Consider the following 12052-nt stretch of genomic DNA (forward strand, 5'->3'; position numbering starts at 1 on the left):
GTGATCTGCCTCACGCAGACCATGCAGAATGGACCCATACCATGCCCCGACCTTCCCCCGATCGTGGAAGAGGTATTGCGCGCCGTCAGTTTATAACTGGCGCCAGCGCCCTTGCCGCCCTGACAAGCCTTGGCACCGTGCCGGGCGCCCGGGCCGACACTCTTTTTGCACCCACCGTGCCAGCAGGTGCCAGCTCGGTTTTTGACCTGCACATCAGCCCACTGACATGCACCATTGCCGGTAAAACCCAGACCGTTCCGGCCATGAATGGCAGCGTACCCGGCCCGACCCTCCGCTGGCGGGAAGGGGATGAGGTCACACTGAACGTACATAACCATTTGAGCGAAGATACCTCCATCCACTGGCACGGCCTGCGCTGCCCGGCCAACATGGATGGAGTGCCGGGCCTGAGCTTTGGCGGTATTGGTCCGGGGCAGAGTTTTACTTACCACTTCCCCATCAGGCAGAGCGGCACCTACTGGTACCATAGCCACTCCAACATGCAGGAAGCGCGTGGGCTGTATGGAGCCATTATTATTGACCCGCACACTCCCTCCAGCCAGACATGGGACCGGGACTATGTTGTGCTGCTCTCCGACTGGTCGGACGTTGCCCCGCACGACATTATCAGCAATCTTAAATTTCAGGACGATTACTATAACTTTCGCCAGCGCACGGCGGCTTCCCTTGTGCACGACGCCAAGCAGGACGGCCTGCTGCCAGCCCTGAAAAATCGCCTGCAATGGGCAGGTATGAACATGTCCGCCACCGACATTTCGGATGTAACAGGCATTATCTACACCTATTTAATGAATGGCTGCACACCAGACACAAACTGGACCGGACTGTTCCGCCCCAATGAGCGGGTAAGGCTGCGTTTTATCAACGCGTCCTCCATGACTTTTTACGACATTCGCATTCCCGGTCTGCAAATGGATGTGGTGCAGGCAGACGGTAACGATGTGGAACCCGTACGTGTTGATGAATTCCGCATTGGTGTGGCCGAAACCTATGACTGCATTGTGCAGCCTAAAAGCAACCGGGCTTACACCATTTTTGCCCAGACCGAGGACCGTACGGGGTTTGCACGGGGCACGCTGGCCCCACAGCCTCATATGCAGGCCGCCATTCCTCCAATGGACCCCCGCCCGGTACGCACCATGCTGGACATGGGTATGGCCGAAACCATGAACATGAAGAACATGGACATGAAAGGGATGAATATGGAGGCCCCCCTGCCAGCCCATACCCCTCCTTTGAATGTTGAAAACCAGAATATCGCCCGCACCCCCATAGACCGGCTGGCCGACCCTGGAGATGGACTCCGCAACAATGGCCGCCGCGTTTTAACCTATGCGGACCTGCGCGCCCTGCGCCCCGTACAGGACACACGCCCCCCCTCGCGCGAGATTACACTCCACCTGACCGGCAATATGGAACGCTACATATGGGGGTTTGACGGCAAAAAATTCTCCGAATCAGAGCCTATTCCCCTCCGTCTGGGCGAACGGGTCCGCTTTACTCTGATCAATGATACGATGATGGAACACCCCGTACACCTCCACGGACTCTGGAGCGAGCTGGAAAACGGGAACGGTGCTTATAATCCGGTCAAGCACACCATTATTGTGCAGCCGGGGTCCAGGCTCAGCTACCTTGTCTCCGCCGATACGCCGGGATTGTGGGCTTACCATTGCCATCTGCTCTACCACATGGACCTTGGCATGTTCCGCACTGTGGTGGTGTCATGATCCGCGCGGCAAGCAAAAGCTGTGTGGCGCTCCTTGTCGGGTTAAGCAGCTTCTACCCGACCGTTGCCACCTATGCCGCAGATGCCCATACCATGCCCGCAATGGCCGGCATGGACGATATGGGTGATATGCAGGGTATGGATATGGGCGATGAGAAGAGCACCATGCCCTCCCCTCCCCCACGGCAACCGCGGGCACAGGCACCTCATGGCCGCAAAAATAACCTGCCATCCACTCCGCAGCGCACTTCCGCCAGCATGGCCGCAGGTGGGCAAACCCACGCACAAGGGCAGAATACCCACCATATGCCAATGCACGTCACTTTACCTGCACTGGCCCCCAGTGCGCAGTGGCCCGCAACGCCCCCCATAACACCTGCTGTGCATTATATTCACAACATGCCACCGGTTATGGACCACAACACGTATTTTCATGTTCTGATGGAACAGTTTGAGGGACGTTACACAGCAGGCAACAGCTTACTGCGTTACTCTGGACAAAGCTGGTTTGGCACAGATTACAACAAGCTCTGGATCAAATCCGAAGGGACGGTGGATGGACATGGCCACATGAGCGATGGTGACCATGAATTTTTGTACGACCATGCCATATCCACCTATTTTGATGTACAGACCGGCGTGCGGCTGGATCTGGACAGTGGCCCCACACGTGCATGGGGCGCAGTTGGGGTACAGGGGCTGGCCCTGTATTTTTTTGATGTATCCGCAACCGCCTACTTCAACGCCCAAGGTGTGGCTGGCAAACTGGAAGGGTCTTATGACCTGCTGATTACCAACCGGCTGATCTTGCAACCACAGGCAGAACTCAACTTTTATTCTCACACGGATGCCCAGCGTAATGTCAGCCGTGGTTTTTCCGACATTGATGCGGGGTTGCGCCTGCGTTACGAATTCAAACGCAAGATTGCCCCCTACATTGCCGTCACCTACGCTGGCCATTACGGCAACACCGCCAACCGCTCAGCCAATGGGCATGGTGCGGCCGATAATGGTGTAGAAGATATACGCTTTACCTTTGGGGTTCGAACATGGTTCTGACCCACACTTGAGTTGGCCTCATTTACTGCCAATTCCACAAGCATTCTGCACGAATGCCAAGACGACCCACAAAGCTGAAGCCGGGTGTGTTATACCCGGCTTCGACCTTTTTCTTCCGCCACCTTAAAACAACCAGCAGAATGCTCCATGCCCACAGACAAACCCGGTTGCCAAGCCTGCACACCCCCCACCCCGGCCAGCCCTGAGCGGCACGTAACACAGCCTGACAAAACAGCTCTGATCAACCGCCTTAAACGGATTGAGGGACAGGTGGGCGGTATTCTCAACATGGTGCAGGATGACCGCTACTGCGTGGATATTTTAACCCAGTTATCCGCAGTTAAATCTGCACTTGATGGTGTGGGTGTTCAAATTCTCACCTCCCACGCCAAAGGCTGCGTTCGTACCGCCATAGCTGAGAATGGTGGAGAAGATGCGATAGAAGAACTGATGGGCGTTATCCGCAAGATGGTCAAATAGTGCTGCTCTGGCAGCTATTACCAGACACCCACACCTCTATGCCCCCACTTTACCCGGTTCAGCACTCCGTATCGGAAAGACCAAACAGCTCCGGGTAAGGCATGGCGTTTCTGCCGAGTTTCTTTTTCTTCCACTCAACCAGCGCCCTGTTATATTCGACATGACGCAGGACAAACTGCAACGCCTCCTCGTGGCGTTCGTTGGTGTCATCCATCACCTTGCGGCGCCAGCCTGCTGCAATCAGCCAGTATTCCCCCGCAAGCTGCCATGCCCCCGCCCGATGCTGCTCCATGGCAAGCCGCTCCAGCCCGTGCATACTAGCATCCGCACTGGCCAGCGCCTGCGCTGTTAGAATAAAGTCATCCCCCTTCCACAGGAAAGTTGACTTCATGCTCGGGAACTGACGGGTAAGAGCCCCCGGATCGCCAAAGTGTTCCTTGATCAGCATCGGAACCAGCCTGTCGTAAGACCTACGCCATTCGCACTGCACAAACTGCCCCTTGCCAATTCTGTTGAAAAACGCTGCCTCTATAACGGACTTGCCCTGCAAAGTCGATTTACACCAGCACCCCGCCCCGCAGAATGCAGGAAAAACCGTAGAACTGCCCGCTCCCCCAATACCTTGACGCATGAATGAGGGTTCTGGTCATAGTATCTGCTCCATTTTAGGGGAAAGAAGCATAGCCATGGATCTGGCACAGGATTTATCCATTATCGCTGCGGTTTCCGCATTCTGGCTGGTTGCCATGATCGTGCCGGGGCTGGATTTTCTGCTTGTCACGCGTCTGGCGGTCCTGCGGGGGCGCAGGGCTGCCCTACAGGCTACTCTTGGCATTGCAACGGGTGTTGCAGCATGGGGCGTGGCTGGTTTTTTTGGTATCAGAACACTCTTTATTGCAGCACCGTGGTTGTATCTGGCGCTCAAAATCGGTGGCGGCCTTTACCTGATAACAATTGGAATAAAGCTGTTCATCAGCAGTTGGCACAGCACGGCTGAACCAACTCAGGTAACCTCAGCCACGGAAGCGCGCAGCAGTCATTTTCTCGCAGGACTTCTGACCAATCTGGCCAACCCCAAAGCCCCAATTTTTATCTCAAGCCTTTTTGCGGCCACCATGCCCAGACATGCCCCTATTCATCTCGGTCTGGCCTGTGTTGCTGCCATGTTTGCGGTGGCCGTTGCATGGTTTGCACTGGTGACGTTGCTGCTCAGTCTTGAGCGTGTTTCGGCTGTTTTTCTCAGGTGCCGTCGCTGGGTTGACCGCTGCGCCGGCCTTGCATTCATGGCGCTTGGCATGCGCTTTGTCACCGAACGCGCACCAAGCTGAGCCTGCTCTGCCGGACAACAGAGTTACCGTGGCAACGGTGGCCCTTACCAACAAAAAAGGCTCCCCCACATCTGTGAGGGAGCCTTTTTTACAGCGTTATGCCGTTAAGGGCCGCAGTCTTAGTTCTTGGTTTTGTCAACCAGACGGGACTTGGCGATCCAGGGCATCATGCCACGCAGTTTTTCACCAACGGCTTCAATCTGGTGGGCATCGTTGCGTGCACGGGTTGCCTTGAAGAACACGTTGCCGGACTTGTTTTCCAGCACGAAGTTACGCACGAAGGTGCCGTTCTGGATATCCGTCAGGATGTCCTTCATGGCCTTCTTGCTTTCTGCCGTGATCACACGCGGGCCAGACACATACTCACCATACTCAGCGGTGTTGGAGATGGAGTAGTTCATGTTGGCAATGCCGCCTTCGTAGATCAGGTCCACGATCAGCTTCATTTCGTGCAGGCATTCAAAATATGCCATTTCCGGGGCGTAACCGCCTTCGACCAGCGTTTCAAAGCCAGCGCGGATCAGTTCGACCAGACCACCGCACAGCACGGCCTGCTCACCAAACAGATCGGTTTCCACTTCTTCCTTGAAGGAGGTTTCGATCGTGCCTGCACGGCCACCACCAATGGCGGATGCGTAAGACAGGGCAATGTCCAGAGCCTTGCCGGACTTGTCCTGTGCAATGGCCACCAGGCAGGGCACGCCGCCGCCACGCTGGTATTCGGAACGCACGGTGTGGCCAGGGCCTTTTGGTGCAATCAGGAACACGTCCAGATCAGGGCGGGCTTCGATCAGGCGGAAGTGGATGGACAGACCATGAGCAAAAGCCAGAGCGGCACCCTGCTTCAGGTTCTTTTCCAGAGATTCGGTGTACAGCGCGCCCTGACCTTCGTCGGGGGTCAGCACCATAACAACATCGGCCCATGCAGCAGCTTTGTCGGGCGTCATAACCGTAAAGCCAGCATTACGGGCTTTTTCTGCCGCCGTGGAGCCTTCACGCAGGCCGATCACAATGTCGGATACACCGCTATCCTTCAGGTTGTTGGCATGGGCATGGCCCTGGCTGCCGTAACCGATAACGGCCACCTTTTTGGACTTGATCAGGTTAACATCGGCGTCACGGTCATAATACACGCGCATAGCCATTATTCTTTTCTCCCTGTTGCCGGAGTCACTCCCCGGCGTTGCTGCCTGCTATACTTCAGAAGTTCTGAATTGTCTGCGGCCCACGGCAAATGGAGGCCACCCCGGTGCGGGACACCTCAACAAGCCCGAGCGGGCGCATCAGCTCAATAAAACTGTCCAGCTTGTCTGTAGAGCCGGTCAGTTCAAACACAAAGGAACTGGCAGTTGTATCCACCGCCCGCGCCCTAAACGCCTGCGCAATACGCAGGGCTTCTGTCCGTGGTTCGCCGGAAGAGACCACTTTGACCAAAGCCATTTCCCGCGCAACATAAGGCCCTTCCGCCGTCAGATTGACCACGCGGGAGACGGGAACAAGCCGCTCAAGCTGTGTTTTAACCTGCCGGATGGAAGACTGCGTCCCTGTTGTAACAATATTGACGCGCGAAGTCTGTCCGTGCTCATCCACTGGAGCGACGGTCAGGCTCTGGATATTGTACCCACGGCCAGAAAACAGTTCTACAATACGCGCAAGTGCCCCGCTTTCATTATCCACCAGAAGGGAAATAACAGCGGAACCGGAAACTTCGACCTGCATATTCATGTTTCTCACAATCAAAGCAGAATGAACAAGACAGAACCCAAAAGCAAAGCTGGTTTTGTTTAAACCAGCATCTGCCCTTCCTTGCTGATCGTAGCGCCACTTTCCTCCTGTTCGGGGCCCAGAATCATCTGGTTATGAGCCGCGCCAGAAGGAATCATGGGGAAGCAGTTTTCGCCTTCTGCCACGCAAATATCCACAACCACAGGCCCATCATGCTCCAGCGCCTGACGGATGGTGGCATCCAGCTGGTCAAGGCGGGTAACGCGCAGGCCGGTCGCATGAAAACTTTCCGCCAGCTTTACAAAATCCGGCAGTGCATCGCTGTAGCTTTCCGAATAGCGGGAGCCATGCAGCAGTTCCTGCCACTGGCGAACCATGCCCATGTAATGGTTGTTAATAATAAAAATCTTAACTGGCAGACGATACTGCGCAATGGTCCCCAGTTCCTGAATGTTCATCAGGGTAGAGGCTTCACCCGCCACATCAAGCACCAGCGCATCGGGGTGAGCAATTTGCGCACCAACAGCGGCAGGCAGGCCATACCCCATGGTGCCAAGCCCGCCAGAGGTCAGCCAGCGGTTAGGCTGGTCAAACCGGAAGAACTGTGCAGCCCACATCTGATGTTGCCCGACCTCGGTGGACACATAAGTGTCTCGCCCGGTCTGGCGTGCCAGTTCGTAAATCCGCTGGATGGCCTGCTGCGGCTTGATCACCGCATCGGCTGCATTGTCCTGCGTAAAGCGCAGGCAGTCCAGCGCACGCCATGCTTCGATCTGTGCCCACCAGGCCTCCAAATCGGCTTTGTGCGCGTATGCGGGCTGTTTTTCCCACTCTTCGATCATCATAGCGATGATCTGGCCGACATCGCCCACAATGCCTTCGTTCACATGCACGATCTTGTTGATCTGCGATGGATCAATATCAACATGGATCTTGAAAGAATTGGGCGAGAACGCATCCAGCCGCCCGGTCACCCGGTCATCAAACCGGCTGCCAAGGGCGATCAGCACATCGCAATCATGGGTTGCCAGATTAGCTTCGTACGTGCCGTGCATACCCAGCATTCCAAGGAAGCGGCTATCCGTTCCGGGGAACGCCCCAAGGCCCATAAGCGTGGAAGTAATGGGAAAACCCGTCAGCTCCACCAACTTACGCAGGTTCTCGCTTGCCTGCGGCCCTGAATTAATGACCCCGCCACCAGTATAAAACAGCGGACGTTTGCCTGCCTTCATGGCTGCTACGGCGCGGGCAACGGCTGCACGGTCTGGCGTTGCGCCCATGCGGGTGGTGCGGGGCGTTACGGACTGCGCATCTGTATAAGGCGCATCGCCCACTGTAATGTTCTTGGGCAGATCGATCAGAACCGGGCCGGGGCGGCCAGAACGGGCAATGGCAAAAGCCTCATGCACAGCAGGCGCCAGATCCTCGGGTTTACGCACCAGATAGTTATATTTGGTAACCGGGCGGGTAATGCCTGTTGTATCCGCCTCCTGAAACGCATCATTCCCGATCAGGGGAGTTGGCACCTGCCCGGACAGGCAGACCAGCGGAATGGAATCCATCATGGCGTCCAGCAGGCCGGTCACGGCATTGGTTGCACCCGGTCCGCTGGTTACCAGCACCACGCCCACCTTACCGGTTGAGCGGGCATAAGCTTCCGCCGCGTGCACGGCAGCCTGTTCGTGCCGGACCAGAACATGGCGGATATGGGTCTGCTTGAACAGCGCATCATAAATAGGAAGAACAGCGCCACCGGGGTAGCCAAAAATAACCTCGACCCCCTGTTCGACCAAAGCGCGCATAAGGACTTCCGCACCCGGCAGGGTTGCAGTTGTCTGAGCGTCCAATGTGGTCGAACCCGTTGTGCGTGTCATAGCGTCCTCTCTTCCCGGAATTGGGAGCAGGTCGTCTGTTTAGGGCCCGATCCTTGGGGCGTCAATCCCCCTTAGAATAAAAGAAACAATTTCATTGTAATTTCTTTCCGAAAATTGCTCAAAATCGGAAAAACAGGCACTAACTATGCTTGTGAGTCCCTCTGCCGTAAGCGGATGGTGCGCAAACCATGTAGCCTGCCGCTTGGTGTAGCGCCCTGTGGCGGCTGTAGCCTGCGTCTGGGCTTCGGGCAGCGTTATTTCTCCCCGCAGCATGGCTGCCAGTTCGGGCACACCATGGGCGCGCATGGCAGGCAGGGTCGGGTCCAGATTCTGTTGTAACAAATGCCGGACCTCATCCACTGCACCCTGTTCCAGCATGGCCGCAAAGCGCGTGGCAATCCGTGCACGCAACTCTGGCCGGGAGGGATGCAGCCGCACGGCAACAAAACGGCACGGAGCGGGTGGCAGACCAGGCTGGGCCTGCCACCAGCCCAGCCCCTGCCCCGTACCCCGCCAGACCTCCCATGCCCGGGCCACACGTTGCGAATCTACAGGTTTAAGCCGCATGGCCGTTTGCGGGTCCACCGCCATAAGCCTTGCATGTACGGCGGGAGCCCCTTCAACCTCCACAAGAGTACGGGCTTCCAGCCGAACGCTTTCTGCACATTCGGGGATCTGGGCAAGACCATCGGTCAGGGCACGCATGTACATGCCCGTTCCCCCACATAATATGGGCAACTGGCCAGCACACCATGCCTGCTGCATGGCAGCCAGAGCCTGCTCACGCCACCATGCAACGCTGCCTTTTTGTGCAGCGGGTAAAACACCATATAATTTATGCGGGGCAAGCTGCTCCTCCCGCTCATCCGGGCGGGCGGTCAGCACACGCAGATCGCGGTAAACCTGCATGGAATCCGCATTGATAATGACCCCGTTCAACTGCTGGGCAAGCCGGAGCGCAAGCGCGGATTTGCCCGAACAGGTCGGGCCCGCAATAATAAGGGCGGGCGGGTTTGCATGGGCCTGAGCCACCGCATGGGTGGGGCCTGGGTGTTCTGCTTGCTTCATGCCCGTATTCCTGCCACACACCCAAGTGCCATGACGAGCCTTGTTCTGACCCTGGTTGCCCCCCGCGCGGCAACCGTACTCGATACCGCCACCATCTCCCTCGCGCGTGATATTGTCCGCGCCAATGGCGAGACGATTATCCTCTCACCCGGGGAGGCGGTCGATATTCCATGCCCGCCCTGTGCGCAGGACGCACTCCCCGTGCTCCGCGAGCAGCTTGGGGGCAAGGTGGATACCATCATTACCCCAGCACAGGGACGCCGCAAAAAACTGCTGGTCTCGGACATGGACAGCACAATCGTTGCGAACGAAACATTGGATGATCTGGCGAGTCTGGCCGGAATTGGGGACAAGGTAGCCGCCATTACCACCCGCTCCATGAATGGTGAACTGGATTTTGCCACCTCACTGCGGGAACGCGTGGCCCTGCTTAAAGGCCTCCCCCTGAGCCTGCTGGACAAAGCCTGGCAGGATGTACGCCTGAACCCCGGTGCCGTGGAACTGGTCCGTACCATGCGGGCGCATGGGGCCTATACAGCGCTGGTTTCTGGCGGATTTACCTTTTTTACCTCACGCGTAGCCGCACTTTGCGGATTTGAGGAAAACCACGCCAACACCCTGCTGGCGGATGATACGGGCCATCTGACGGGTGCCCCCGGCCAGCCCATTCTGGGCGCACAGACCAAGCTGGACCTGCTGGAAAAACTGACCAGCCACCACAAGCTGGAAAAAACACAGACACTGGCTATTGGCGATGGTGCAAACGACCTGCCCATGCTGGGCAAGGCGGGCCTTGGCATTGCCTTTTTTGCCAAGCCTGTTGTGCGCCAGAGCATAGCCGCCCAGATCAACCACACTTCGCTCCGCACAGCCTTGTTCATGCAGGGCTATCCCGCATCTGCCTTTGTCAGTGCGTAACCCACACCACCAGAGCTGGACCGTACCTTAAAGGAAGCAAAGCACCATGCAGTTTGACCCAAGGGATATTTCCACCTACCCCATTGCCCGCGTCATCTGCATTCTGCTTGGTGCGGGGCTGGTTCTTTACTGCTTCAACTTCTATCTGACCTTGCCGCAGGATACGCCTGAGCATGTTATGCGGCATGTTGCGGCCCTGATTGTGGGCACCATTCTGCTGCTTGGCAGTATATGGATTTAACGCTGTTCGTGCATTTTCAAGCGTATTTTCCAATATAACAATTCCCACGGCATCGTCTGTGCCTCATCCGCTTTTATGTTCGGCGTGATCTGGATAATAGCCTTGCCCCTTGCATACCCCCTCCCCTACAGGGTAGGGCTTGGGGATGATTCATAAATCACACGCTCTTATCCGGCAGCACCTGCAACAGGCCCATGGTCATCTGGCAAAAGTCATTACCATGATGGATGAAGGCCGGAGTTGCCCCGAACTGGCGCAACAACTGGCAGCCGTGGAAAGCACATTACGCAAATCCAAGCGAATGCTGGTGCAGGACCATCTGGAGCACTGCATTATCGATGCCATAGCCGATGGGCAGATCAGCCGCGAGGACGCCCTGCAGGCCTTTACCTCCCTTACCAAATATCTTTAGGAGCAGGAGCGGCACATGCTGCATGTTCTGCACCACCGAACGTACCGCCGCCTGTTTGCCGCACAGCTTGTTGCCCTGACTGGTACGGGCCTTGCCACTGTGGCTCTTGGACTTTTGGCCTACCACATAGCGGGGGAACAGGCCGGGGCCGTGCTGGGCACGGCATTGGCCATAAAAATGCTGGCTTATGTTGGCGTTGCCCCTTTTGCCGCAGCTTTTGCCAACCACTTACCCCGGCGCACCCTGCTTGTGCTGCTTGACCTTGTGCGCTGCCTTGTGGCGGCCTGCCTGCCCTTTGTCAGCACGGCGGGGCAGATTTACGGCCTGATTTTTGTACTGCAAGCTGCATCCGCGGCGTTCACCCCAACTTTTCAGGCGACCATCCCCGATATTCTACCCGATGAAGACGATTATACCGATGCCCTCTCCCTCTCGCGCATTGCGTATGACATGGAGAGTGTTCTCAGCCCGCTTCTGGCCGCAGCCCTGCTAGGCATTGTGCCCTTCAATATACTGTTCATAGGAACGGCTGTCGGGTTTTTGTGCTCCGCCGCTCTTGTTCTTTCCGTGCCTCTCCCACGCCCACAACAGGAGCCAAAACGTGGTGTGATCGAGCGGACAACCCGGGGCATCCGCCTGTATTTGGCAACACCCTGCCTGCGTGGCCTGCTGGCCATAGATATGGCGGTTGCTGCCGCAGCATCCATTGTGCTGGTTAACACGGTTGTTTACGTGCAGGCCCACTTTGGTCTTGGCCAGAGTGCTACGGCTCTCGCACTCGCCTGCTTTGGCGGTGGGTCCGTGCTGGCAGCGCTGGGCCTGCCACGCCTGCTGGCACACATGGCCGACCGCACCGTTATGCTCGCAGGGGCGGGTATGCTGTGTGCCGGTGCCTTTATGGCCATATGGGTGCCAAGCTATGGCTGGCTGCTACCACTATGGACGGTTTTTGGCATTGGGTATTCGGTCGCGCAAACGCCCTCCGGCCGCCTGCTCCGCCGCTCCAGCACAGCGGAGGACCGCCCCGCCCTGTTTGCGGCCCAGTTTTCACTCTCGCATTTATGCTGGCTACTGGCTTACCCACTTGCAGGGTGGTTGAGTGCTGGTCTGGACCTCTCCGCTGCGGCTATGGGGCTCTGCGCACTTGCAACCATAGCGACCATGCTGGCTCTGTCCATCTGGCCAGCACAGGATTGA

Annotated in this window: 13 protein-coding genes; 8 read left to right on the forward strand and 5 right to left on the reverse strand. The window is 57.0% G+C overall.

The features are described 5' to 3' along the window. The first annotated feature begins 41 nt into the window (after positions 1-41). The 3 genes from Absy_RS08415 to Absy_RS08425 all read left to right on the forward strand — a co-directional run bounded on the left by Absy_RS08415 (position 42) and on the right by Absy_RS08425 (position 3289). Positions 42-1751 (forward strand): copper resistance system multicopper oxidase, encoded by a 1710-nt coding sequence (locus Absy_RS08415; RefSeq protein WP_048854300.1) that lies wholly within the window; start codon positions 42-44, stop codon positions 1749-1751. After that, positions 1748-2809 (forward strand): copper resistance protein B, encoded by a 1062-nt coding sequence (locus Absy_RS08420; RefSeq protein WP_084597024.1) that lies wholly within the window; start codon positions 1748-1750, stop codon positions 2807-2809. Before Absy_RS08415 ends, Absy_RS08420 begins: the two co-directional genes overlap by 4 nt. 147 nt (positions 2810-2956) lie before the next feature. After that, entirely contained in the window at positions 2957-3289 is a 333-nt protein-coding gene (locus Absy_RS08425) for a metal-sensitive transcriptional regulator (protein ID WP_048854301.1), read from the forward strand. A 58-nt stretch (positions 3290-3347) separates the two neighbouring features. Here the strand turns inward: Absy_RS08425 and Absy_RS08430 are convergent, their stop codons facing one another. Continuing rightward, positions 3348-3920, reverse strand: coding sequence for a hypothetical protein (locus Absy_RS08430; protein WP_245614781.1), 573 nt, complete (start codon positions 3918-3920; stop codon positions 3348-3350). 55 nt (positions 3921-3975) lie between these two features. Here Absy_RS08430 and Absy_RS08435 point away from each other — a divergent pair, with 55 nt between their 5' ends. Beyond that, complete coding sequence (locus Absy_RS08435; protein WP_181015897.1) at positions 3976-4617, forward strand: LysE family translocator; 642 nt, start codon at positions 3976-3978, stop codon at positions 4615-4617. Between the two features lie 119 nt (positions 4618-4736). Here Absy_RS08435 and ilvC read toward each other — a convergent pair whose 3' ends face one another. The 4 genes from ilvC to miaA all read right to left on the reverse strand — a co-directional run bounded on the left by ilvC (position 4737) and on the right by miaA (position 9284). Then, positions 4737-5756 (reverse strand): ketol-acid reductoisomerase, encoded by a 1020-nt coding sequence (ilvC, locus tag Absy_RS08440; protein WP_048854355.1) that lies wholly within the window; start codon positions 5754-5756, stop codon positions 4737-4739. 61 nt (positions 5757-5817) lie between these two features. Next, complete coding sequence (gene ilvN / locus Absy_RS08445; protein WP_083503692.1) at positions 5818-6336, reverse strand: acetolactate synthase small subunit; 519 nt, start codon at positions 6334-6336, stop codon at positions 5818-5820. 65 nt (positions 6337-6401) lie between these two features. Then, positions 6402-8216 carry a biosynthetic-type acetolactate synthase large subunit gene (ilvB, locus tag Absy_RS08450; protein WP_048854303.1) on the reverse strand — a complete coding sequence of 605 codons (1815 nt, stop codon included), beginning with the start codon at positions 8214-8216 and terminating at the stop codon, positions 6402-6404. 39 nt (positions 8217-8255) lie between these two features. Further along, positions 8256-9284, reverse strand: a complete 1029-nt coding sequence (gene miaA / locus Absy_RS08455) for a tRNA (adenosine(37)-N6)-dimethylallyltransferase MiaA (RefSeq protein ID WP_048854304.1) — start codon at positions 9282-9284, stop codon at positions 8256-8258. Between the two features lie 30 nt (positions 9285-9314). Between miaA and serB the strand changes: the two genes are divergently transcribed. The 4 genes from serB to Absy_RS08475 all read left to right on the forward strand — a co-directional run bounded on the left by serB (position 9315) and on the right by Absy_RS08475 (position 12052). Beyond that, the gene (serB, locus tag Absy_RS08460) at positions 9315-10202 is read left to right on the forward strand and encodes a phosphoserine phosphatase SerB (protein WP_048854305.1); all 888 of its coding nucleotides are present in this window, start codon (positions 9315-9317) and stop codon (positions 10200-10202) included. Positions 10203-10248: 46 nt separating this feature from the next. Next, the gene (locus Absy_RS08465; RefSeq protein ID WP_048854306.1) at positions 10249-10443 is read left to right on the forward strand and encodes a hypothetical protein; all 195 of its coding nucleotides are present in this window, start codon (positions 10249-10251) and stop codon (positions 10441-10443) included. Between the two features lie 145 nt (positions 10444-10588). Next, positions 10589-10855, forward strand: coding sequence for a metal-sensing transcriptional repressor (locus tag Absy_RS08470; RefSeq protein WP_048854307.1), 267 nt, complete (start codon positions 10589-10591; stop codon positions 10853-10855). 15 nt (positions 10856-10870) lie between these two features. Beyond that, on the forward strand, positions 10871-12052 hold the full coding sequence (locus Absy_RS08475; protein WP_048854356.1) for an MFS transporter: 1182 nt from the start codon (positions 10871-10873) through the stop codon (positions 12050-12052).

Origin of the sequence: Acetobacter syzygii, assembly GCF_000964225.1 — a bacterium.
Taxonomy (GTDB): domain Bacteria; phylum Pseudomonadota; class Alphaproteobacteria; order Acetobacterales; family Acetobacteraceae; genus Acetobacter; species Acetobacter syzygii.